We start from the raw sequence: 22430 nt of genomic DNA, 5'->3' as shown, positions 1-22430 counted from the left end.
CCATCCGGTGCGCCGGACTTGGACAGGCAGTACGCGGCAGTTCATAGTTCGCCCCTGATGCACGACGATCCAAGACGCTTTTCCACCCACGCATTTCCCGATGCCTTGCGGCAGGCTGCGCTCAATGAGGCGCTGTCCAGGGCAGACATCCATGGCGAAGCGCCCACGCCACCGGCCACCCACCTGGCGCTGCGCAGCTCGCCACTGGGATCGGTGTTCATCACGCTGGCCACCTCGCCGCTGACGTTGCAGGCCGTGGCCAAGCGGCTGCGCGGCCCGGGACTGCTGCTGTGCGCCTTGCTGCAAGGCAGCGCCAATGCGGTGATTGAGGACGCCGCGTTCCCGCTCAAGGCCGGCTCGGCCTTGCTGCTGGAGTCAGACCGGGACTGGCAGTTGCAGTTGCCCGGCGACGGCCGCCTGCTGCTTGCGCGGCTGGAGTCCTCGAGCTTTCTGCTGCGCCTGCTGCGCTCGTGCCCGCCCGAGGCCAGGCACATCGGCGGGACAGGCGGCGTGGGGGCCATGTGCATGGCGATGGCGGCCTCACTGGCAGAGCAGATCGACACACTGGCACAGGACGATCTGCTGTCGGTGGAGGCCACGCTCACCGACATGCTGGTCACCTGCCTGACACCGCGCGCCGGCAACCCCGACCAGGAACAGGCCGAGACGACAGAGCCGCCCAGCGCCGTGCAGCTTGGCCATCTGCGCCGCATCTGCCGCGCCATCGAAACCCGGCTGGGCGATGCCGAGCTGTCCATCGATGCCATCGCCGACGCCGAGGGGCTGTCCACGCGCTATCTGCAAAAGCTGTTCAAGGGGGCGGCCACCAGCTTCAGCACCTACCTGCGCGAACGACGGCTGGAGCGCTGCCGCATGGACCTGAGCAACCGCTCGCTGCAGCATTTCTCCATTGCCGAGCTGTGCTTTCGCTGGGGCTTTGGCGATGCCGCCAACTTCAGCCGAGCCTTCACGGCCCGCTATGGTCTGTCCCCCAAGGCCTATCGCGCCAGTCCGGCGCGCGTGCAGGATGCGCCGCCCGGCCAGCGCGGCCGCCCCTCGCCCGCCGAGAGCGCTGCGCAGGGTGCAGAACCGGCCGCAGCGCGCCTGGCACACAGCCCGTTCCAGGCCCTGCTGCGCGACCATGCACGCTACGCCCAGGCGCTGGCCCTTGTGCCCAAGCGCTCGGCGCACGCAGACAATGGCGGTGCGTCGCCCCAGCATTACTACCTGCCGGTCTCCGACAAGACCGTGCACTGGGGCTACCTGAGCCGTTCACTCAAGCCCGTGCTTTCGGTGCGCTCGGGTGACGTGGTGACCATGGAGACGCTGACCCAGCATGCCTCGGACGACTGGGAACGCATGATCGAGGGCGATCCGGGCGCCGAAAGCGTGTTCCACTGGACCGCAGCCCAGAAGGCCGTGGACCGGCGCGGCGCGGGGCCGATGGACGCCTCGATCTACGGCCGCGGCGCGGGCGAGGGCTTCGGCGTGCACATCTGCACCGGCCCCGTCTATGTGCATGAGGCCGAACCCGGCGACCTGCTGGAGATACGCATCCTCGATGTGCAGCCACGCCCCAGCTGCAGCCCCGCCCACCACGGCCGTGTCTTCGGCAGCAACGCCGCCGCCTGGTGGGGCTTTCACTACCGCGACCAGATCACGGAGCCCCGCCAGCGCGAAGTGGTCACCATCTACGAAATCGACCACGCACTGCCCGAGGAGCCCACGGCCCGCGCTGTCTACAACTACCGCTGGACGCCGCAGACCGACCCGTTCGGCGTGGTCCATCCGACCATCGACTACCCGGGCGTGCCCGTGGACCCCGCCACCATCACCCGGCGCTTTGGTGTGCTGGACAAGGCACGCGTGCCGCTGCGTCCGCATTTCGGCATGCTGGCCGTGGCACCGCGAGAGGCCGGCCTGATCGACTCCATACCGCCGAGCTACTTCGGCGGCAACCTGGACAATTGGCGCGCCGGCAAGGGCGCGACGCTCTTCCTGCCCGTATCGGTGCCAGGCGCGCTGTTTTCGGTGGGAGACCCGCATGCATCCCAAGGCGACTCGGAACTGTGCGGCACGGCCATCGAATGTTCGCTGACCGGCAGCTTCGAGCTGCGGGTGCACAAGCGCGCCGCGCTGGACAACCGCTTCCTTGCAGAGCTGGACCACCCTTTCCTGGAGACCGGCTCCGAATGGGTGATACAGGGCTTCAGCTTCACCGACCACCTGGCCGAACTGGGCAGCCAGGCGCAGTCCCAGGTCTATCGCAAGTCATCGCTGGAAGGCGCCATGCGTGACGCCTTCCACAAGGCAAGGCGCTATCTGATGCTGGCCCACGGGCTGGACGAGGACGAAGCCGTATCGCTGATCTCCGTGGCCGTGGACTTCGCCGTGACGCAGGTGGTGGACGGCAACTGGGGCGTGCACGCCGTGATCAAGAAGACGCTGTTTCCGCCGGAACTCTCGGCGTCCGCCCAGGGTGGCCAATGAAGCCCACCCGGGATCAGACCCGTGCCAGAAAGCGGGCGATGCGCTGGGCGATGCGCTCGGGCTGCTCGCGGTGGGGAACGTGGCCGCCACCGGCCACGATCTCCACCTCCACCGGGCCGCTGGCGCGGTCGCGGATGCGCTCGGGGTGGACCAGGGAGCCGAACTCGTCGAGCTCTCCATGGATGGCCAGCACCGGGCAGCGCACGCGCTCCAGCGCCTCGTCCAGCCGGTAGTCGGCAAAAGGCGGGGACAGCCAGGTATCGACCCAGGCAGACAGCACCCAGGCCGCCTTGTCGCCGTGGTATTTCTCCAGGCGCGCCAGCTGGCCGGGCCGGGCGAAATCCTGTTGGGCCGCACGAATGCCCTGCAAGGTGCGATCTTCCACAAAGGCCTGGGCGGACTCCGTGACCACCGCCTTGCACTGCGCGCCATATCGGGCCGCCACCATGGCGGCCATGCCGCCGCCCACGCTGTGGCCCAGCACAATGAAATCCTCAAGGCCCAGCCCCTGGTGCACCGCCGGGAACACGGTCTCTGCCTCCCGGGCCACAAAGCCCGGCCCCAGCGTGCCCGGATAGGGATCGGACTGGCCAAAGCCCAGCCGGTCGTAGGCCAGCACATCGCGGCGCGTGGCCTCGGCCAGCTGCTGCGGGAAATCGCGCCACAGCGCCACCGAGCCCAGCGAGTCGTGCAGCAGCACGATGGGCGCGCGCGCCGGGCCTTGCTCGCCTTCGCCGGCCGCCGGCGCCTGCCAGCGCCTGACGTAGATGCTGCCCTGCGGTGTGGGAATGCGGATTTCGTTCAAGGATGCGGGGATGTCGGTCATGCACGAGGAAGGCATCGAAAAAAACTCCATGCCGGTCGGCGCCGGCCCGGCAGACATCATGCGCCTGCATGCCGCCAGAGGGCGACACCGTGGCGACGCGCTGGGCGGAATGCGGCAGCTTTTGTCTCTCTCGGGGCAGCTTTTGCGAACCCGGGCGCGCGGGTTCCTCCGATGGTGAAAGGCCAGGCAGCGGCGTATAAGTTGAAGCCACCCCATGCACGCGAAGGCCTGCCATGTCACACGCTTCCGCTCCCCTGCCCGGCGCCGCACAGGCTGCCGTGGACCCGCGCCAGTTCAAGAGCTTTGCCGAGTTCTATCCGTTCTACCTTCAGGAACACAGCAACCGTACCTGCCGGCGCCTGCACTTCGTCGGCTCCACGCTGGCGCTGCTGTGCCTGTTCGCGCTGTTCCTGACCGGCAATTTCTGGTTCCTGCTCGGCGGCCTGCTGTTCGGCTACGGCTTTGCCTGGATAGGGCACTTCGGCTTCGAGAAAAACCGGCCCGCCAGCTTCAAGCGCCCGCTGTACAGCTTTCGCGGCGACTGGGTGATGTGGCGCGACATCCTCACCGGACGCATTGCGCTCTAGCACCGCGCCGGGCACTACGGCCGGGGCCGGCTCTCCAGCAGGCTGGCCAGCGTCATGCCCGCCAGGCCCGTGCGCTCCCACAGCGGCTGCACGGCCGCCGAAGGCGCCAGCAGCAGGCGTTCGACCAGGGGTGCCAAGGGCGTGTGTTGCGGGTCCACCAGCAGCATGTAGCGGGGCTCGGTGCCCTCGCTGCCCGCTGCGACGCCTGGCGCCTGCACCGTTCCCACCCAGTCGAGCACGGACAGCGCCTGCAGCACCGGATCGATCTGCTGCCAGTCCACATGCAGGCGGCGTGCCAGATCGCTGGCATACAGGCCCTTGGCGGGCGACTCGCGCTCCTGCTCCAGGTACTGCAGGATTTCCACGGCCATCTCGAACTGCCAGCCCTGCTGTCCGGGCATGCGCTGCACGCCGGCCATGACGATGGGCAGATACGCGGTGACCACGGCGCCCAGCAGCACGATGATCCAGGCCATGTAGATCCAGATCAGCAGGATCGGCAAGGTGGCAAAGGTGCCGTAGATGACCGAATAGGTAGGCACCGAGGCCAGATACAGGCCCAGCGCCTTCTTCGCCAGCTCCATGCAGGTGGCCACGAACAGGCCGCCCACCCAGGCATGGCGCCAGCGCACCGCCGTATTGGGCACGTAGTGGTACAGGCCCGCCATGCCAGCGGCCAGCGCCAGGTACTCGATGGAATCGAAGATGAAGCGCAAGCCTTCGGGCAGCGCATTGACCAGCCCGCGCGAGGCCGACATCACATAGGACGACAGCACCAGGCTCAGGCCCAGCACCAGGGGGCCCAGCGTGATCGCGGCCCAGTAGATCAGCACGCGCTGGCCCAGCGGCCGCAGCTGGCGCACGCGCCAGATGTTGTTGAGCGTGCGGTCTATGGTGAGGATCAGCGCCACCGCCGTGATCACCAGAATGGAAAAACCGGCCATGCCCAGCTGGCTGGCCTTGGAGGCGAACTGCGTCAGATAGCCCAGCACCTGGCGCGCAATGGTCTCGGGGATCAGGCTGTCGATCAGCCAGCGCTCCAGCACGATCTGCACGCGCGAGAAGATGGGAAACGCCGTGAACAGCGCCAGCGCCACCGTGAAGAACGGCACCAGGGCCAGCACCGTGGTGAAGGTCAGGCTGCTGGCGGTGACGCCCAGCCGGTCCTCGCGAAAGCGTTCGCGCAGCGTGTGCGCGGTATTGCGCCAGGGAAAGCAGCGCAGGCGTTCGCGCCAGGATGGGGGCACCACCGGCTCGGGCCGCTCCATCAGCGAAAGGCTGCGCTCCTGTTCGGGCGCGGGCAGTGCAACGGCACCGTCCTCCAGGCCACCGGCAGGCTCCTGCCCGGGGCCGCCGCTCATCGCCATATCTCCGCTGCAACGCGCGTGCCTGAAACGGGAACGCGCGTGACCATCCAAGCAATCACATGTTCAAAGGACAAGACCATGGCCGATATGATGCCACCCCGATGACTGATTCCATTTCTCGCCCCGGCGCCGATGTCGCCGCCACCCGCTGGCTGGCGGTCTCCAGCCTCATGGGCCTGATCGTGCTGAGCCTGGCCTGGGAACTGTGGCTGGCGCCCATGCGGCCAGGGGGCTCCTGGCTGGTGCTCAAGGCCCTTCCGCTGGCGATTCCGCTGATCGGCCTGCTCAAGCACCGCATGTATACCTACCGCTGGGTCAGCCTGCTGGTGTGGATCTATTTCACCGAGGGCGTCGTGCGCGCCTGGAGCGACCCGGCGCCCGGCCGCTGGCTGGCGCTGCTCGAAGTTTTCCTGTGCCTGATGCTGTTCACCGCCTGCGCCCTGCATGTGCGCTGGCGCCAGCGCAGCGCGCGCCGCGCGGCCCAGGCGGCCGGCGGCTGAGTCCCCGTTTTCATGCCTTCACGTCTTTGAAAGAAGTTGCAACATGACTGCACTGCTTGAACGCCTGCGCCAGATCGTCGGCGAAGCCCATGTCCTCACCGAGGGCGACCTCGTCGCCTATGAACAGGACTGGCGCCGCCGCGTGCGCGGCAAGTCCCTGGCCGTGGTGCGCCCGGCCAGCACGGCCGAGGTGGCCGCCGTGGTGCGCGAATGCGCGGCCGCAGGCACCAGCATCATTCCCCAGGGCGGCAACACCGGCCTGTCGGTCGGATCCACGCCGGACGACAGCGGCACGCAGGTCGTGCTCAGCCTCACGCGCCTGAATGCCGTGCGCCACATCGACCGCGACAACCTGAGCTTCACCGTCGAGGCCGGCTGCATCCTGCAAAGCCTGCAGGAGCTTGCCGAGAAAGAGGGCCTGCTGTTCCCGCTGTCGCTGGCCGCCGAAGGCAGCTGCACCATTGGCGGCAATCTGGGCACGAACGCCGGCGGCACCCAGGTGGTGCGCTACGGCAACACGCGAGAGCTGTGCCTGGGCCTGGAGGTGGTCACGCCGCAGGGCGAGATCTGGGACGGCCTCAAGGGCCTGCGCAAGGACAACACCGGCTACGACCTGCGCGACCTGTTCATCGGCAGCGAAGGCACGCTGGGCATCATCACCGCCGCCACCATGAAGCTGTTCCCCCAGCCTGCGGCCCAGCTCACGGCCTTTGCAGCGGTGCCCTCCATGGAAGCGGCCGTGCGCCTGCTGGGCATGGCGCACAGGCACCTGGGCGCGGGGCTGACGGGCTTCGAGGTCATGGGCCAGTTCGCGCTGTCCCTGGTGATCAAGCACATGCCCCAGCTGCGCGTGCCCTTTGCGGGCCTGGACGGCGCGCCGCCCTATTACGTGCTGGTCGAGAACTCGGACAGCGAGTCCGAGCAGCATGCGCGCGAGCGTTTCGAGGCGCTGCTGGAGCTGGCCTTCGAGGACGGCTGCGTGCTCGACGCCGTGGTGGCCGAAAGCCTGTCGCAGGCCCATGAGCTGTGGCACATCCGCGAAAGCATTCCGCTGGCCCAGGCCGAGGAAGGCCTGAACATCAAGCACGACATCTCCATTGCGGCATCGCGCATTCCCGCCTTCGTCGAGCACACCGATGCCGTGCTGCAGCGCGAGATCCCGGGTGTGCGCCTGGTCAACTTCGGCCACCTGGGCGACGGCAACCTGCACTACAACGTGCAGGCGCCCGTGGGCGGCGACGCCAAGGCCTTCCTCAATGAGCGCGAGCACCTGGTCAACCACCTGGTCTACGAGGCCGTGGCCGAATTCGGCGGCTCGTTCTCTGCCGAGCACGGCGTGGGCGCGCTCAAGGTGGACAAGCTGGAAAAGTACCAGTCGCCCGTGGCCCTGGGCATGATGCGCGCCATCAAGCAGGCATTGGATCCTCAAGGCCTGATGAATCCCGGCTGCATCCTGGCGCGCGCCTGATCCGGCAGCGCCGGCTTTTCAGGAACGGGCAGGGCTGCAGCGCGGCGCTGCCCGTTCTTGCATTCAAACGCCGTCAGGTGCGGCCAAACTCGGCCAGGTGCGGCCCGGTGCGGCCCGGTGCGGCCAGGCGCAGATCAGGAAGCGGGCTTGTTGCTCTCGACCACGGCAAAGGACTTCTGCACCTGGCTGGGCCAGGCGATGTCGGCACCGGCCGCGTCGGAGAAGTCGGTCTGCTTGCCATCGGTCAGCAGCCACACGCGCAGTGCGTTGCGCGCGGGATCGATCACGATGGCTCCCATCTCCTCGCCGCCCTGGTGGGGGCGCAGGCCGACGATGCTCCACACATCGCCTTCCTTGGTCAGAGGGCCCACGGTGCGCATATTGCTCAGCAGGGTCGGGTAGCTGGTGCCCAGCAGCGCCTTGAGCCGCTCGGCCAGCACGCCTTGCTCCAGGTAGTTGGTGCCGTCATAGGGGTACTTGCCCAGGTACTCGGCCAGGCTGTCCAGGCCGGGCTCGCCAGCCTTGGCCGTGGACGGCAGGCGCGTGCGCTCGGGAAAGTTCAGCGTCAATGCGGGCGCGGGCGCGGCCACATCGAGTGCCACGGACTGCACGGCCTTGGGAGTGGGAACGGTGGGAGAGCGCGGATCACAGGCTGTCAGCGCCAGCATGGCGGCACCCAGTGCGATTCCGGCCTGCCAGGGGGAGAGCATGGAAGACATGCGCAAGCTCCTTGTCAAAGCGGATGCGAAAAAACCATGGCGCCGGTGTGAAAGCCCAGGCAAGACACCGGCGCCCGTCGGCAGTCATTTTCGCACCCGGGGTTGCAAACCTTGTTTCGAGGGGCATGGATACCGTCGGACAAGGCGCCGTATTCATCAAGGGATAATCCCCGCCATGAACATGACTGCCGCGCCCCGCCCTGCCCGCTCACAGTACGAAGATTTCATGCGCCATGTCTACGAACATGGCGTGTCCAAGACCGACCGTACCGGAACGGGTACGCGCAGCGTGTTCGGGCACCAGATGCGCTTCGATCTGTCCGAAGGCTTTCCGCTGGTCACCACCAAGAAGGTGCACCTCAAATCCATCATCCTGGAACTGCTGTGGTTCCTGCGCGGCGACAGCAACGTGCGCTGGCTGCAGGAGCGCGGCTGCACCATCTGGAACGAATGGGCACGCGAGGACGGCGACCTGGGTCCGGTCTACGGCGTGCAATGGCGCAACTGGCCCACGCCGGACGGCGGCCACATCGACCAGATCGCCGAAGTGGTCAAGCAGCTCAAGAGCAACCCGGACAGCCGCCGCATCATCGTCAGCGCCTGGAACGTGGCCGACCTGCCGCAGATGGCGCTCATGCCCTGCCACGCCTTCTTCCAGTTCTATGTGGCCGACGGCAAGCTCAGTTGCCAGCTGTACCAGCGCAGCGCGGACATCTTCCTGGGTGTTCCCTTCAACATCGCCAGCTACGCGCTGCTGACCCACATGCTGGCCCAGCAATGCGACCTGCAGGTGGGCGACTTCGTCTGGACCGGCGGCGACTGCCATATCTACAACAACCACTTCGCCCAGGTCGAGACCCAGCTGGCGCGCCAGCCCTTCGCCTACCCGACGCTGCAGATCAAGCGCCGGCCCGACTCCATCTTCGGCTACGAGTACGAGGACTTCGAGGTCGTCGGCTACCAGCACCACGAGCCCATCAAGGCCCCCGTGGCCGTCTGAGGCTGCAGAAAGACCCGCCCGATGGCCATCCATCTCATCTACGCACGCGCCGCCAACGGCGTCATCGGCAAGGACAATGCCATGCCCTGGCACCTGCCCGAGGACCTGGCGCACTTCAAGCAATTGACCCAGGGCTCGGCCGTGGTCATGGGCCGCAAGACCTGGGACTCGCTGCCGGCCCGCTTCAGGCCGCTGCCCGGGCGCACCAACATCGTGGTCACGCGCCAGGCGGACTGGGCGCCCGAGCCGGCCGCCCCCGGCGTGCTGCATGCCACCAGCCTGGAGCAGGCCATGGCGCTGGGCCTCCAGGCATCGGCCGACGTCTGGGTCATGGGCGGTGCCCAGATCTACGCCCAGGCCCTGCCGCTGGCCGACAGCATCGAGGTGACCGAGATAGAGCGCGACTACGAAGGCGATGCCTTCGCCCCCACGCTCGGCCCCGAGTGGCAGGAAGCGTCACGCAGCCGCCATGTGGCCGCCAACGGGCTGCCCTACAGCTTTGTGCGCCTGCAACGACGCTGACATACCCCTGTCGCACACGGGGCTGGCGGGCGCGGCGGGTCTGTGCAAATAATGTCGTTTTTCCACGCCTTCGCCGTCTTTCGCGCCTCTTCGCCATGAGCCTCGTCCAGCCCTTGCCCCCCGGTCCGCTCGACATCGTCGGCGACATCCATGGAGAGTCCGAGGCGCTGGACCAGCTGCTGGGGCACCTGCGCTACGACGCGCTGGGCCGCCATCCCCAGGGTCGGCGCCTGGTCTTCGTCGGCGACTTCTGCGACCGGGGGCCCGACAGCCCGGGCGTGCTCGCCCGCGTCGTGCCCATGCTGGAGTCGGGCCATGCGCTGGCCGTGCTCGGCAACCACGAAATCAACCTGCTGCGCGAGGATGCCAAGGACGGCTCCGGCTGGTTCTTCGACAGCCGCGTGGCCTCCGATACGCCCAAGTACGCGCCGTTCGCGCGCATGCCGCTGTGCGATATCCCTGACACCCTGGCCCTGCTGGAACGCCTGCCCATCGCCATGGAGCGCGAGGACCTGCGCGTGGTCCACGCGGCCTGGCGCCCGCAGCAGATCGCCATGGCGCGCGAGCTGCCGCTGGGCAGCGCACGCAGCGCCTATGACCACTACGAGGCCCTGGCCGCCCAGCAGGCCCAGGTCAACAAGGTGGCCGAGCGCATGCGTGCCGAACGCCAGCAATGGCCGCATGACCTGGAAGACCGCAACTGGCTGCCGCCCTTCCTGCCCGCGCACAGCGAGAGCGAACTGGCCAAGGCCATGGTCAATCCGCTGAAGGTGCTGACCTCGGGCGTGGAGCGCGAATGCCGCAATCCCTTCTACGCGGGCGGCAAGTGGCGCTTCGTCGAGCGCGTGGCCTGGTGGAACGAATATGAGGATGCCCAGGCCGTGGTCGTGGGCCACTACTGGCGGCGCCTGAACCGGGGCGGCCCGTCCTTCCATGGCGCCCAGGCCGAGAACCTGTTCGGCCAGACCGGTCCGCTGTCCTGGCATGGCCGGCGCGGCAATGTGTTCTGCGTGGACTACTCGGTCGGCGGCCGCTGGAACGCCCGCCTGGCCGGCGAGGACCCGCAGCAGCGCTTCAAGCTTGCCGCCATGCGCTGGCCGGAGCGCCGCCTGGTGTTCGACGACGGCGCCCAGGCGGACAGCGAGGAGTTTGGCGTTGCGGCAGCCGCTGCCGCATAACACGCGCTAGATCCGCGGCGCGTAGCGCAGCGTCAGCAACAGCGACCTGGGCGCACCGTAGTAGTTGTTGCCCGACACCGTGTTGTAAGAAGGCACGTAGTAGCGCTTGTCCAGCAGGTTGCTGACGTTGAGCGCCACGCTCAGCTCGGGCGAGACCTGGTAGGCCACGCGTGCATTCCACAGCGCAAAGCCTGCCAGGCGGAAGGCTCGGTCGGAGCTGAGGGTGTCGGTCTGTGCATTCACGCCCGTGCCCACCGTCCAGCGGCCCAGCTCGCCCGGCAGGCGGTAGCTGCCCCACAGGCGCAGCATGTGCCGGGGCGTCCAGGTGTTGAAGATCTGGCCCTGGTAGTCGGGGTCGGACAGGTAGCGCGTGGTGTTGTAGGTGTAGCCGGCCGCCAGTTCCAGGCCTGTGGCGACCTTGCCGGAGATCTCGGCCTCCAGGCCCTGGCTGCGCACCTTGCCAGAGGAGCGCGAGCAGTACCAGTCATCACATGCAAAGCCGCTGTCGTAGTCGTTGACGGCGCGGTTTTTGTGCTCGTAGCGGAACACGGCCAATGCCATGTTCAGGCGGCCGTCGGCCATCTCTCCCTTGATGCCGGCCTCGTAGTTGCGGCCCTGCACCGGCTTGATGAGGTCGCCCTGCACCGTGCGCGCGGTCTGCGGCTCGAAGACGGTGGAGTAGCTGCTGTACAGCGACCAGTTGTCGTTGAGCGCATAGACGGCACCCGCGTAGGGGATGAAACGCCCCGTGGTCTTGCTGGTGGAAGAATCGCCCGATTGCGCACGGTAGGCGAAGTCATACCAGCCCAGGCGACCCCCGGCGATCAGCGTGAGCGCCTGCGTGGGCCTGACACGCCAGGTGCCGTACAGGCCCTTTTGCGTGATGTCGTAATTGCTGCGCACATCCGCGCCACGCGCGGCGATGCTTTCCATGTCCTGCCAGGGGCGGTTGTGGTCTATATCGAAGATGTTGCCGCCCGCGGTCCAGGCGCGCACGAAGCGGTCGCTGGTGGTGTAGCCAGCGTAGTTGGCGCCCAGCAGCACTTCCTGCTCCATGCCCAGCGCCTTGAAGCGGCCCGACAGCGACATGTCCAGGCCGCGCTGCTGGTTGTTGAAGTCCACGCCGAAATCGCCGTAGCTCATGCCACTGCCATCGGGCTTGATGGGGCCCACGGCACGCTGGTGCACGTTGGTGTTCTTCTCGTTCATGGCCATGCCCACCATCTTGAAGCGCCAGTCCGCATTGAAGCGGTGTTCCAGGTCGGCGAACAGCATGTTCTGGTCATTGCCTGCGCGGTTCCACATGGCGCCTGTGTAGGTGGAGCGCGGCAGGCCGATGTCGCTGCCGTCGGCAAAGCGCGGCAGGCCCACGATCATGGGGCGCGAGCGGCTGTGGCGCTGCCCCACGGCCAGGCCCACCGTGGTGCTGGCGCTGATGTCGTAGTCCAGCGCCGCGTAGATGTTGCGCGTGCGGTCGCGCGTGTATTCGGTGAACCCGTGGCTGTAGTCCCCGTCCAGCACCACGCGGCCGCGCAGCGTGCCTTCCGCATTGAGCGGCGTGCTCGCATCCATCTGCAGGCCGTAGTGGTCATGGGAGCCGAGCTTGCCCGTGAAGACCACGGAGCGCTCGCGGCCCGGGCGCTTGCGCACCAGGTTGATCGCGCCGCCGGGGCTGCCCGCACCCTGCAGCAGGCCAGCCGCGCCGCGCAGGATCTCCACGCGGTCATAGAACACCAGCGACTCCTGCTCCCAGTTGCCCAGGCTGTATGTATTGCGCGTGAACGGCAGGCCGTCGTACTGCAGCGAGTCCACCGCAAAGCCGCGCGCATTGATGGCCAGGCCCGCGCCCACGCCCTGCACGGCCACCATGCCGGTGGCGTTGTGGATGGCGTCGGGCAGGTTGGTCATGCCCTGGTCATCCATGCGCTGGCGCGTGAGCACGCTGACCGATTGCGGAATGTCCTTGAGCGCCTGCGCGGTCTTGCCCAGCGTGACCGTGCCGCTGGTGTAGGAGTCCGAGCCTTCGGTGATGCCGTCACGGATGCGCGTGTCGGTCACCATGACGGCCGGCAGGCCCGCCTCTGCCCCAGCGGCGGCCTGGCCGCGCGATGTGCGCACCTCGGGCAAGGGGCGCAGCGCATAGCCGCCATTGGGCTGCGCATGGGCAGCCAGCCCCGTGCCGGCCAGCAGCGCATCCAGCGCCGCAGGCGCTGCATGGTTTCCACTCAGGCCCGCGCTGCGCCTGCCCGTGATGTCGGCCGCCGTGTACGACAGCATGACCCGGCTTTCCTGGGCGAAGCGGGCCAGCGCGCCCTCCAGCGGGCCTGCCGGTATGGCGTAGCTGCGCACTTCGGAGGGTGACTGGGCCTGGGCCTGCGCGGTTTGCGGCGCAAGGGCTGCGCTGACGGCGCACAGCGCCAGCGTGGTGCTGGCAGCCAGTGCCAGCGAATGGCGCCGGAAGGCCGGTGCCGCAGTGTGAGCAAGTCGTTGGACCATGAAATATCTCTTCCCTGAAAAGTGGCTTCTTCAGGACTTGCCACGCGAGAAAAGAAAACACCTCATGCCAACGGGTCCAGGCATCGATCAAATTGCAACAATTCGCAACAACAACCATCCAGCCTGTCTTGGCTCATGTCCTGCTCTGCCGGGCGCGCACGGTCAGCCAGTAGCGGCCAAAGCCGGTGAGCTCGATGGGCTGGGTGCGCACCAGCATGTCGAGCACGCGGTCGGTATCGTCCAGCGGATACATGCCCGAGACGCGCAGCGAGGCGAGCGCGGGATCGCAGGCCAGGCGGCCCCTGCGGTGGCGCGCCAGCTCGGCAATGAAGTCGGTCAGCGGCATGTCCCGCGCGGCCAGCAGGCCTGTGCTCCAGGCGGCGGCCAGTTCGTCGGCGGGCTGGGGCACGTCCACGGCAAGGCGGTCAAAGCCGGCCTGCTCGCCCGCGGCCAGAATGCGCACGGCCTGCGGGGCGTCGGCCGGCCGTACCTCGACCGCGTCCTCATAGACGGCCACATGGCTGGCGCCATCGCGCTGGCGCACCGCAAAGCGCGTGCCCAGCGCACGCAGCCGCCCTTGCGCGGTTTCAACCAGAAAGGGGCGGGCATGCGGGTCGCTGGCCGTGGTGACCAGCACCTCGCCGCCCAGCAGCCGCAGCAGGCGCTGGCTGGCGTCAAAGCGCACATCGATGGCGCTGGCCGTGTTGAGGTGGATGCGCGTGCCATCGGCCAGGGTCAGTGCCTGGCGCTCGCCGGTGGCCGTGCGGTGGTCGGCCGACCATTCGCGCCAATCGCCGCCTTGTATCCACCAGGCGCTGCTGCCCGTGAACGCGGCCAGGGCCAGCAGCTTCATGGCCTGGCGCCGGCCGCGCGCATGGCTGCGGCGCGGCTGCAGCGCCCCATGCGCCAGCGGTGCGGGCAGATCGCGCAGGTGCAGGCCGCAGGCCTCGATGTGCCGCCAGGCGCGCTCATGGTCGGGATGATCGGCACGCCAGCGCCGCCATGAGGCCTGCGTGTCCTCGCCGGCATCGCAGGCCTGCAGGGCCACCAGCCATTGCACGGCCTGCAGGCTCACGGCTTCTGAAACGGGTGGGCCTTCAAAAACGGGCAGGCCGGTGGATGCGTGGCGGAATTCGGTCATGGGCTGGCGCTCAGCCGCCGAAGAAGCAGCAGTGCGCGGCCTTGGCGATATGGCGCTGCACGGTGGCCAGCGACAGCTGCAGCTCGGCCGCGATGTCGGCCTGCTTCATGCCGTCGAGCTGCGACAGCAGGAAGGCACGGCGCACGGGGGGTGCCAGCGTGTCCAGGCGGCGGTCCAGCTCGACCAGCGTCTCCAGCAGGATGGCGCGCGTCTCGGGGCCCGGCACCTGCGGCTCGGGCAAATGCGCCAGCGTGGCCAGGTACGCCTCTTCGATCTGCCTGCGCCGCATGAAATTGGCCACCACGCCCTGCGCCACCGTGGTCAGAAAGGCACGCGGCTCGCGTGCGGCAATGGGCTCGCTGCGCGTGAGCAGGCGCATGAAAGTGTCCTGCGCCAGATCGGCGGCCTCCGTGGAATTGCCCAATCGCCGCCGCAGCCAGCCCTGGAGCCAGCCATGGTGGACGCGGTACAGCGTATCGACCTCTTGGTGCAAAGCGGCGGGGGCGGCGGGCAAGACAGGCTCCTGGTGCGGCAGCACGTGCAGGCGTGCGCCACATGAATGAGAAAGATTCTCATTCTATAAGGATTAGGCCTTGATGCCCTCCCCTTCGCAAACCGGCGCGCTCCAGAACCAGAGACACCGAGGAAGAGCCGCCTCGCACCGAGGATGTCGTCCCCCTTCAGGGGGAAGGCGCGCAGCGCCTCAGGGGGTCTTCAAAAGCTACCGCGCAGCGTCAGCATCACATTGCGTGGCTCGCCATACCAGTTGTTGCCACCGCTGGTGCCCACCGTGCGGTAGTAGACCTTGTCGAACAGGTTGTTCAGGTTGAGCACGGCCTGCCAGTTGCGGTTGATGCGGTACTGCACGCTGGCATTCCACACGGCATAGCCGCCCTGGCTGAACTTGAAGGGCACGGCCGCGCCATCGAACTTGCCCGAGTCAGGATTGAAGGCCTTGGCCGTGCCGCTGACGAAATGCGCGCTCTGGATATTGGCGCCGCCGCCAATCGTCCATTGCGACAGCTCGCCCGGCAGGCGGTAGGTGCTCCACAGCTTGAACAGATGCTTGGGCGTGACGGAGTGGTAGATGCCTTCGATGCCCGGCGTCTTGTTGTGGTTGCGGTTGAAGGTGTAGCCGGCAAACAGCTGCCAGCCGCGCGCCAGCTCGCCCGAGATCTCGCCTTCCACGCCCTGGCTGACCACCTTGCCCTTGCTCAGCCAGCAGCAGTTCAGGCCCGCGTCGCCGATGTCGGTGTTGGGGTAGGAGGGATCGGCCACGGCCTCGCCATTGCGCTCTATGCGGTACAGGGCCATGGAGGCCATCAGCCGGCCCTCGTTGAACTCGCCCTTGGCACCCAGCTCGAAATTGCGGCCCTTGATGGGGTCCAGCGGCGTGCCGGGCAAGGGCCCGCCCAGATTGCTGGCCTGGGACTTGTGGATCTCGGCGACGCTGCCGTAGGCCGTCCAGCGGTCGTCGATGTCGTAGACCAGGCCCCCATAGGGCGTGAAGATACCGCTCTCGCTATTGGACGACACGATGCGGCTGGTGAGATTGCCGGCCTGGTCGAAGCGCAGCCAGGGTGTCTGCGTTGCATAGCTGGCGCGGCGTGCGCCGACGATGGCCGTCAGCCGGTCCGTCAGGCTCAGGTTGAGCCGGCCGTACAGGCCCTTCTGCGTGGCGCCATAGCCCGCGAAGCTGCGCGTCTTCCAGACGAAGCTGGGCAAGGGAATGGCGCCCGGGTCGAAGCCGAACACGTTGATGCCCCCCGGCATGTCCACCTCGGACAGAAAGGTGTCCTGCGTGTCACGGATCTTGGCCCAGTCCGCGCCCAGCAGCAGCCGGTGCCTGCGCCCCAGCAGGGAGAACGTTCCGCTGACGTTGGCATCCAGCGCCTTCTTGGTGGAATAGAAGTCGTTGGAGAAGCCATTGAGCGTGGCTCCCAGGCCCGTCGTCGGATCGACCGCGCCGGTGACGTCGGCCAACCGGCTGTCGCTGTCCACCTTGACATAGTTGGCATGGGCGCGGACGCGCCAGTCGCCCTCCAGTTTCTGTTCCAGCTGGGCGAACAGCTCCTTGTTGGTCCTGTCGTAATGGCCCCAGCCCGCCATGAGTGCCGTATGGCGCGGCAGGTGCAGATCGTCGCCATTGGCCGCGCGCGGCAGGCCACCGCGCCAAGGCAGGCTGTCCGACTTGTCGTAGCTGCCGCCCAGGGTCAGCTTGGTCGCAGGCGTGAGATCGGCTTCCACGATGCCGTAGAGCAAAGTGTTGCGCGCATCGGCGTAGTCATAGAAGAACTCGCGGTCGCTGTGCGCCAGCACGGCGCGGCCGCGCACCCGGCCATCGGCAGCCAGGGGGCCCGCCACATCAAGTTCTGCACGGCGCTGGTTCCAGCTGCCCACCGAGGCCGAGGCCAGCACCTGGGGCTGGGCCGTGGGGCGCTTTCTCACCAGGTTGATGGAGCCGCCGGGCTCGCCATTGCCGCTGTACAGGCCGTCCGCGCCGCGGATCACCTGCACGCTGTCGTACATGGCCATGTTGGGGTCGAAGGTGCCCTGGCTGAAGGCATCCACCGCCGCTCCGTCGATCTGGACATTGCTGATCTGGAAGCCCCGCGCGTAGAAGCTGTTGGCCGTGCCGCCCAGGCCACCCGAGCCCGCGTAGTCCACCGTCACGCCCGTGGTCTGCTGCATCACGTCGCCCACGGAGAGCAGGCCCTGGTCCTCGATGCGCTGGCGCGTGATCACGGAGATGGACTGCGGCGTCTCGCGCACGCTCTGCCCCTTGCCCAGCGACACACGCGAGGCCGCATAGGAGCCCGAACCCTCCGTGGTATCGCCAGCGTGCGCCTGGGCCGTGACCAGCACCGTGCCCAGCGCAGCATCGGCTGCCGGCGACGGCTCCCTGGCCGGCGCCTTCAGCGTGTAGGCGCCCGGTACGGCATCGATCACGGTCACGCCCGTGCCGGCCAGCAGCCGGTCCAGCGCCTGGCGCGGCGTGAAGCGGCCCTGCAAGGCCGGTGAAGTGCGGCCCGCAACGATCTGCGGATCGAACAGCACCTGGTGCTGGGCCTGCTGCGTGAACTGGCGCAGCGCCCCGGCCAGTGGCTGGGGCGCGATGCTGAAGGCCAGCTCCCCTGCCTGGCCCGCCTGCCCCGCCTGCAGGGACGATGGCTGCTGCGCCTGCACCGCCGGCTGCGCCAGCGCGACCAGGGCTGCGGCCACCAGCGACGGCATCCTTGCCCGCCGCCATGGCCTGCCCCTGTGCTGAAACTCTCCTCCCCAAATGCCCGCGCCCATGGCGGCGCTGCCGTGTTCTTTTCCTGCTTGCATCCCTGCTCCTGCTGCACTGTGTCCATTGCCCGCTGTCGCGGTGTGCGCGGTGGGTGGCAGGCAGACAGTTGAGCGCCCACCCGCCACGCGCGTGCGCGGCCGTCGCGGTTGTTGGCTGAGCTGTGCACTGGGCAGCGGCCTGGCTGGCAACCATGGAGGCGCGAGAAAACCCGGCCTCCATGAAGGTAAAACCCGCTACCGCGCCAAAGTGGGAACGTGGCCGAACCGAGAAAGCGGGTTGTTTACATTAATTTACAAACAGCCAAGACACTCAATGCGCCGAGATTCGCCAGCCGCCCTGCGCTTCGGCCTGCACACGCACCGGCAACAAGTGCGGCAGCGAGCGCAGAAACACCTCGGGCTTGCCGGTCAGCGCCACGCCGGACACGGACAGCGCGGCCAGCTGCGCATCGCCATCCACCCGTACGGGCTGGCCCAGGTAGCGCGACAGATCGGCGGCGACCTCGGCCAGCGTTGCCTGCTGGAACACCATCTGGCCGCTGCGCCAGTCGCCCACCGTGTCCGCGCCGGCCGCCAGCGGATGCTGCGTGCCGTCGCGGGCATCGACGGACATGCCGGCACCCGCGCCCAGCAGCAGGCGCCTGCCGTCCGCCGCATGGCGGTCGGGACGCAGTTCCACCTTGCCCTCCAGCACCTTCACCACCAGCGCGGGCGGCCCGGCGCGCACATTGAAGGCCGTGCCCACCGCCCGGACCTGGCTGGCGCCGCTGTCCACGGTGAAGGGCCGCGAGCGGTCGGCAGCGACCTGGAAGAAGGCCTCGCCCTGGTCCAGCACCGTCTCGCGGCGGCGCGGGTAGTAGCGCACCTGCAGCCTGGAGGAAAAATTCAGCGTGACCCGCGTGCCATCGGGCAGTTCGGCCTCGCGCACCTCGCCGGGGCCGGTGGCCATCTCGATCACATGGCTTGCGTGGTTGTCCCAGGCATACCAGCCCCCGCCCACGGCCAGCGTCGTGACCAGAGCCACCGACAGCAACGCAGACATCAGGCCGCGGCGTGTGCGCTGACGTGCCGGCGCGGGCAAGTGGGCCTGTGTCTGCGCACGCGGCCCGCTCGCCCTGGCTTGCGGTGCAGCAGCCGCGTCGCAGGCCAGCGCCGGCCTGGGCAACTGCTGCAGGTCCAGCACCGTGCGCCCCAGGCTCTCGAAGATGCTGCGGTGCTGCGGGTCGGCGGCCAGCCAGGCGTCGAGTTCGCGCTCGTCGGCGCCGGTCCAGTCGGCTTCGCGGCGGCGGGCGAAGTAGTCGGCAGCGCGGGCGTGCAATTGCAGGCGTTGCGGGGTCAGCGTCATTCCCGGCCCTCCCCGTCCGTCGCGGCCTGCGCCAGCAGGCTCTGCATCAGGCGCATGTCTTCGGCGCTGCCGTACTGCACGCGCAGTTCGCAATAGGCCATGGCCAGCGTCACATGGTTGTGCACCATGCGGCGCGAGATGCCCATGCGCTGCGCCACCTCGGTCTGCGTGAGACCGTCGATGCTGTGCAGAACGAAGGCCTCTCGGCGGCGCTCGGGCAGCTCGGCCATGGCCTGCTCCAGCCGGCCCAGGCGCTCGCGGTGGTGCGCCGCCTGCAGGGGGTCCGACCCCTCGCCGGCCGGCAGTTGCTGCGCCAGTTCCATGTGTTCATCCAGCGAGACCGATTCGCGCCCCGGCGCGCCCGCCGAGCGGCGCCAGGCATCGTGCGAGACATGGCGGGCGATCACGCGCAGATAGGGTTCCTGCTCCTCGGGCGGCAGGGCCTTGCCCGAGGCCGCATAGCGCACGAAGACCTCCTGCACCGCATCCTCGGCATCCTCGCGGTTGCGCATCTGCCGGCCCAGCAGGCGGCGCAGAGGCTGGTGCCAGCGCGCATACACGCGGGCCAGCAGCGAGGGAGCGGCATCATCGTCCGCGCCTGGCACACGCGCGCTCACGGGCAGGCTCCCGGCACGGCGGTCTGGACGCGGGCAGGCAGGCCAGCATGGGAAACGGACAGGACGAAGAAGAACGGCACGGGCGGCGATTGTACTGAGAATGGTTCTCATCAACACCTTTGCGACCGGCACGCGCCATGCGATGCGAGTGCTGCGGATGCCTTACCGGCCCGCTGCCCCATGCAGCGCCACCAGCGTGGGCACCACCCAGTGCGGCGCAGGCTGCGCCCCGTCGAAGCACTGGTCCTCGGACGGCACGGCGATGACGGTCATTCCGGCCTGCCGCGCCGCATGTGTCCCCGAGACGGAGTCCTCGAACACCAGGCAGTGCCCGGCCGGCACGCCCAGGCGTTGCGCCGCGAAGTGGTAGATGTCGGGTGCGGGCTTGCCGCGCACCACCTGCTCGGCCGAGACGATGGCGTCGAACGCCGGCCGCAGGCCCAGCGCATCCAGGGTGTGGTGGCACAAAGACAAAGGAGAGTTCGAGGCCAGCGCCACGCGCCAGCCCAGGGCGCGGCAGGCGCTCAGTGTTTCGCGCACGCCGGGCAGGGCCTGCCCATGCGCGCTGACCAGGGCCGCCACGCGCGCGACCACGCGGCTCTCCAGCTCGCGCTGGCTGGGCCCCTGCCAGGGCCGGTGGGCGTACCAGTGCGCGGCAACCTGCGCCGTGGTCATGGGCGCCGTCACGCGGGACATCTCGGCCGAGATGTCGATGCCGACCTCGGCGAAGGACTCGCGTTCGGCACGCTTCCAGAAGGGCTCGGAGTCTATGAGCAGGCCGTCCATGTCGAAGATGGCGGCGCCGAATCCGACCTGGCCAAGGCCTGCGAACGAGGGAGCGGCTTCAGGGATTTGCATGGCGCGCATGCTAGCGCAGGCGGCAAGTGAAAGCAGTTGCTGTTAGCCTGTGCCGGCTGGCGATGGATGCAGATGCATGCGATTGCCAGCCCTTCACAATTCTTAGCGAGCCCGCAATGACCAGCCCCCTGTACACCGCCTCCATTCCCGTCCTGCAGCAGATGCTGAAAGCCCTGTCCGACGTGCTCAAAAAGGCCGAGGAACACGCCGCGCAGAAGAACATCGATCCCGACGCCCTGCTGCAGGCCCGCCTGTTCCCCGACATGTTCCCGCTGGTGCGCCAGGTGCAGATTGCTGCGGACTTCGCCAAGGGCATCGCCTCGCGCCTGGCCGGCGCCGAGGTGCCTTCGTGGCCCGACACGCAGACCAGCTTTGCCGACCTGCAGGCGCTGATCACCAAGGCGCTGGACCATGTGGGCTCGTTCGCGCCCGAGCAGTTCGCGCAAAGCGAGTCCCGCGAGATCGTGCTGCGCCCCGGCACGCCCAAGGAAAAGAAGCTGAGCGCCAGCGCCTACCTGCTGCACTACGGCCTGCCGCAGTTCTTCTTCCATGTGACCACCGCCTATGCCCTGCTGCGCCACAACGGTGTCGAAGTCGGCAAGCGCGACTACATGGGCAGCTACTGAGCGTGCCGTGGCCGGTCTGGCCAGCGCTTCACTGCGCCGCCAGATCCCGGCCTCGCGTCTCCGGCAGGCACATGGCGAACATCACCACCATCACGTAGCCGGTCGTGGCGCAGATGCCGATGGCCGTGCCCAGCGACAGGCCCAGCCGGTCGCTGAACACGCCCACCAGCGCGGGGAAGGTGGCCCCGATGCCGCGGCCGAAGTTGTAGCAAAAGCCCTGGCCGGAGCCGCGCAGTTCGTTGGGGAACAGCTCGGCCAGGAAGGCTCCGGCGCCGCTGAAGATGCCCGACATGAAAAAGCCCAGCGGAAAGCCCAGCACCAGCATCCAGGCATCGGTGATGGGCAGCAGCGTATAGGCATAGGCCAGACTGCCGGCGCCGATGGCGAACAGCGTGAAGGCCAGGCGCCGGCCCAGCCGGTCGGAAGCGTAGGCACCGCACAGGTAGCCTGCAAAGGCGCCAAAGATGAACATGAACTGGTAGCCGCCCGAGCCCAGCACCGTCAGGTGGCGCTCGTTCTTCAGGAAGGTGGGCAGCCATACGGCAATGGCGTAGTAGCCGCCCTGCATGCCCGTGAACATCAGGCTGGCCAGCACCGTGGTCTTGAGCATGCCGCCCTTGAAGATGTCCAGGAAGTGCCCGCTGCGCTCGCCCCGGCCCACGGCGGCGCGGGTCTTCAGGTAGACCTCGGGGTCCTTGACGGAACGGCGGATGAACAGGATCAGCAAGGCCGGCAGCAAACCCAGCAGGAACATGGCCCGCCATGAGATCTCGGGCGGCAGAAACGAGAACAGCGCCATGGACACCAGCACGGCCACCCCCCAGCCTATGGCCCAGCTGCTTTGCACCAGCCCCACCGCCTTGCCACGGAAAGCCGGCCGTATGGTTTCCGCGATCAGCACCGAGCCCACGGCCCATTCGCCGCCAAAGCCCAGCCCCTGCAGCGTGCGGGCCAGCAGCAACTGGCCCGGCGTCTGCGCCAGGCCGCAGGCGAAGGTGAAAAGGGCGAACACGAGGATGGTCCACTGCAGCACGCGCACACGCCCGTAGCGGTCCGCCAGGATGCCGGCCATCCAGCCGCCGATGGCTGAGGCCACCAGGGTCGAGGTGCCGATCAGGCCGACCTCGATCTTGCTCATGCCCCACAGCGACAGCAGGATGGGCGTGACCAGGGGCAGCGTGTAGTAGTCGAAGGAATCGACCGCGTAACCGCCGAACGAGGCCGTCAGTGCGCGTTTTTCCCGGGGTTCGAGCTGGCCCAGCCAGCTGCCCTGCGACTGTTCGCCAGCCAGGGGCTTGGCATTTTCAAGGCTTGTCATTTTTCAGTCTCCTTGCGCTTCGGTATGGAGAAGCGTCTTGGCTTCAATGGCATTGCATCGGTGATGAACCAGGCCTGGCCG

19 protein-coding genes are annotated in these 22430 nt (G+C 68.0%); 8 read left to right on the top strand and 11 right to left on the bottom strand.

Annotated elements, in window-relative coordinates; translation table 11 throughout:
• The first annotated feature begins 57 nt into the window (after positions 1-57).
• Positions 58-2490 carry an acetamidase/formamidase family protein gene (locus KDK82_RS04170; protein ID WP_088164092.1) on the top strand — a complete coding sequence of 811 codons (2433 nt, stop codon included), beginning with the start codon at positions 58-60 and terminating at the stop codon, positions 2488-2490.
• Positions 2491-2503: 13 nt separating this feature from the next.
• On the opposite strand, the gene KDK82_RS04165 is transcribed toward KDK82_RS04170, so the two are convergent.
• Entirely contained in the window at positions 2504-3331 is an 828-nt protein-coding gene (locus KDK82_RS04165) for an alpha/beta fold hydrolase (RefSeq protein WP_063325378.1), read from the bottom strand.
• Positions 3332-3549: 218 nt separating this feature from the next.
• Here KDK82_RS04165 and KDK82_RS04155 point away from each other — a divergent pair, with 218 nt between their 5' ends.
• Entirely contained in the window at positions 3550-3903 is a 354-nt protein-coding gene (locus KDK82_RS04155) for a DUF962 domain-containing protein (RefSeq protein WP_012206764.1), read from the top strand.
• Positions 3904-3917: 14 nt separating this feature from the next.
• On the opposite strand, the gene KDK82_RS04150 is transcribed toward KDK82_RS04155, so the two are convergent.
• Complete coding sequence (locus KDK82_RS04150) at positions 3918-5264, bottom strand: YihY family inner membrane protein (RefSeq protein WP_013801433.1); 1347 nt, start codon at positions 5262-5264, stop codon at positions 3918-3920.
• Between the two features lie 107 nt (positions 5265-5371).
• On the opposite strand from KDK82_RS04150, the gene KDK82_RS04145 reads away from it, so the two are divergent.
• Both KDK82_RS04145 and KDK82_RS04140 read left to right on the top strand, forming a co-directional pair.
• The gene (locus KDK82_RS04145) at positions 5372-5770 is read left to right on the top strand and encodes a DUF2069 domain-containing protein (RefSeq protein ID WP_016451330.1); all 399 of its coding nucleotides are present in this window, start codon (positions 5372-5374) and stop codon (positions 5768-5770) included.
• A gap of 43 nt (positions 5771-5813) precedes the next feature.
• Positions 5814-7238 (top strand): FAD-binding oxidoreductase, encoded by a 1425-nt coding sequence (locus KDK82_RS04140; RefSeq protein ID WP_088164090.1) that lies wholly within the window; start codon positions 5814-5816, stop codon positions 7236-7238.
• Positions 7239-7372: 134 nt separating this feature from the next.
• On the opposite strand, the gene KDK82_RS04135 is transcribed toward KDK82_RS04140, so the two are convergent.
• Entirely contained in the window at positions 7373-7957 is a 585-nt protein-coding gene (locus KDK82_RS04135; RefSeq protein ID WP_034396206.1) for a hypothetical protein, read from the bottom strand.
• Between the two features lie 175 nt (positions 7958-8132).
• Here KDK82_RS04135 and KDK82_RS04130 point away from each other — a divergent pair, with 175 nt between their 5' ends.
• From KDK82_RS04130 to KDK82_RS04120, 3 genes are all read left to right on the top strand, one after another.
• Positions 8133-8957, top strand: coding sequence for a thymidylate synthase (locus KDK82_RS04130; protein WP_012206769.1), 825 nt, complete (start codon positions 8133-8135; stop codon positions 8955-8957).
• Positions 8958-8978: 21 nt separating this feature from the next.
• Complete coding sequence (locus KDK82_RS04125) at positions 8979-9479, top strand: dihydrofolate reductase (protein ID WP_034396210.1); 501 nt, start codon at positions 8979-8981, stop codon at positions 9477-9479.
• Positions 9480-9574: 95 nt separating this feature from the next.
• Positions 9575-10657, top strand: coding sequence for a metallophosphoesterase (locus KDK82_RS04120; RefSeq protein WP_088164089.1), 1083 nt, complete (start codon positions 9575-9577; stop codon positions 10655-10657).
• 6 nt (positions 10658-10663) lie between these two features.
• Here KDK82_RS04120 and KDK82_RS04115 read toward each other — a convergent pair whose 3' ends face one another.
• The 7 genes from KDK82_RS04115 to hxpB form a co-directional block, all read right to left on the bottom strand.
• Positions 10664-13153, bottom strand: a complete 2490-nt coding sequence (locus KDK82_RS04115) for a TonB-dependent siderophore receptor (protein WP_088164088.1) — start codon at positions 13151-13153, stop codon at positions 10664-10666.
• A gap of 133 nt (positions 13154-13286) precedes the next feature.
• Positions 13287-14294 carry a FecR domain-containing protein gene (locus KDK82_RS04110; RefSeq protein WP_088164087.1) on the bottom strand — a complete coding sequence of 336 codons (1008 nt, stop codon included), beginning with the start codon at positions 14292-14294 and terminating at the stop codon, positions 13287-13289.
• 10 nt (positions 14295-14304) lie between these two features.
• Positions 14305-14808 carry a sigma-70 family RNA polymerase sigma factor gene (locus tag KDK82_RS04105; RefSeq protein WP_043819287.1) on the bottom strand — a complete coding sequence of 168 codons (504 nt, stop codon included), beginning with the start codon at positions 14806-14808 and terminating at the stop codon, positions 14305-14307.
• A 200-nt stretch (positions 14809-15008) separates the two neighbouring features.
• A complete protein-coding gene (locus KDK82_RS04100; protein WP_088164086.1) occupies positions 15009-17624 on the bottom strand; it encodes a TonB-dependent siderophore receptor in 2616 nt (871 codons plus the stop codon).
• A 271-nt stretch (positions 17625-17895) separates the two neighbouring features.
• Positions 17896-18930, bottom strand: coding sequence for a FecR domain-containing protein (locus KDK82_RS04095; RefSeq protein WP_088164085.1), 1035 nt, complete (start codon positions 18928-18930; stop codon positions 17896-17898).
• Positions 18927-19547: an RNA polymerase sigma factor gene (locus tag KDK82_RS04090; protein WP_088164084.1), complete on the bottom strand. Its 621-nt coding sequence runs from the start codon at positions 19545-19547 to the stop codon at positions 18927-18929. The genes KDK82_RS04095 and KDK82_RS04090 overlap by 4 nt, the downstream gene beginning before the upstream one ends.
• A gap of 162 nt (positions 19548-19709) precedes the next feature.
• On the bottom strand, positions 19710-20405 hold the full coding sequence (hxpB, locus tag KDK82_RS04085; RefSeq protein WP_256974392.1) for a hexitol phosphatase HxpB: 696 nt from the start codon (positions 20403-20405) through the stop codon (positions 19710-19712).
• 116 nt (positions 20406-20521) lie between these two features.
• Between hxpB and KDK82_RS04080 the strand changes: the two genes are divergently transcribed.
• Positions 20522-21031 (top strand): DUF1993 family protein, encoded by a 510-nt coding sequence (locus tag KDK82_RS04080; RefSeq protein WP_012206773.1) that lies wholly within the window; start codon positions 20522-20524, stop codon positions 21029-21031.
• Positions 21032-21059: 28 nt separating this feature from the next.
• On the opposite strand, the gene KDK82_RS04075 is transcribed toward KDK82_RS04080, so the two are convergent.
• A complete protein-coding gene (locus KDK82_RS04075; protein WP_088164082.1) occupies positions 21060-22349 on the bottom strand; it encodes an MFS transporter in 1290 nt (429 codons plus the stop codon).
• Positions 22350-22430: the final 81 nt, after the last annotated feature.

This window comes from Delftia sp. K82, from assembly GCF_002193035.1.
Taxonomy (GTDB): Bacteria; Pseudomonadota; Gammaproteobacteria; order Burkholderiales; family Burkholderiaceae_C; genus Comamonas; species Comamonas acidovorans.
This window is presented reverse-complemented; position numbering and strand designations above follow the sequence as displayed.

Excerpts from the sequence above, each read along its gene's own strand:
- KDK82_RS04170 (WP_088164092.1), top strand. The coding sequence starts at position 58 with ATGCACGACGATCCAAGACGCTTTTCCACCCACGCATTTCCCGATGCC.
- KDK82_RS04165 (WP_063325378.1), bottom strand. The coding sequence starts at position 3,331 with ATGCCTTCCTCGTGCATGACCGACATCCCCGCATCCTTGAACGAAATC.
- KDK82_RS04155 (WP_012206764.1), top strand. The coding sequence starts at position 3,550 with ATGTCACACGCTTCCGCTCCCCTGCCCGGCGCCGCACAGGCTGCCGTG.
- KDK82_RS04150 (WP_013801433.1), bottom strand. The coding sequence starts at position 5,264 with ATGAGCGGCGGCCCCGGGCAGGAGCCTGCCGGTGGCCTGGAGGACGGT.
- KDK82_RS04145 (WP_016451330.1), top strand. The coding sequence starts at position 5,372 with ATGACTGATTCCATTTCTCGCCCCGGCGCCGATGTCGCCGCCACCCGC.
- KDK82_RS04140 (WP_088164090.1), top strand. The coding sequence starts at position 5,814 with ATGACTGCACTGCTTGAACGCCTGCGCCAGATCGTCGGCGAAGCCCAT.
- KDK82_RS04135 (WP_034396206.1), bottom strand. The coding sequence starts at position 7,957 with ATGTCTTCCATGCTCTCCCCCTGGCAGGCCGGAATCGCACTGGGTGCC.
- KDK82_RS04130 (WP_012206769.1), top strand. The coding sequence starts at position 8,133 with ATGAACATGACTGCCGCGCCCCGCCCTGCCCGCTCACAGTACGAAGAT.
- KDK82_RS04125 (WP_034396210.1), top strand. The coding sequence starts at position 8,979 with ATGGCCATCCATCTCATCTACGCACGCGCCGCCAACGGCGTCATCGGC.
- KDK82_RS04120 (WP_088164089.1), top strand. The coding sequence starts at position 9,575 with ATGAGCCTCGTCCAGCCCTTGCCCCCCGGTCCGCTCGACATCGTCGGC.
- KDK82_RS04115 (WP_088164088.1), bottom strand. The coding sequence starts at position 13,153 with ATGGTCCAACGACTTGCTCACACTGCGGCACCGGCCTTCCGGCGCCAT.
- KDK82_RS04110 (WP_088164087.1), bottom strand. The coding sequence starts at position 14,294 with ATGACCGAATTCCGCCACGCATCCACCGGCCTGCCCGTTTTTGAAGGC.
- KDK82_RS04100 (WP_088164086.1), bottom strand. The coding sequence starts at position 17,624 with ATGCAAGCAGGAAAAGAACACGGCAGCGCCGCCATGGGCGCGGGCATT.
- KDK82_RS04095 (WP_088164085.1), bottom strand. The coding sequence starts at position 18,930 with ATGACGCTGACCCCGCAACGCCTGCAATTGCACGCCCGCGCTGCCGAC.
- hxpB (WP_256974392.1), bottom strand. The coding sequence starts at position 20,405 with ATGCAAATCCCTGAAGCCGCTCCCTCGTTCGCAGGCCTTGGCCAGGTC.
- KDK82_RS04080 (WP_012206773.1), top strand. The coding sequence starts at position 20,522 with ATGACCAGCCCCCTGTACACCGCCTCCATTCCCGTCCTGCAGCAGATG.
- KDK82_RS04075 (WP_088164082.1), bottom strand. The coding sequence starts at position 22,349 with ATGACAAGCCTTGAAAATGCCAAGCCCCTGGCTGGCGAACAGTCGCAG.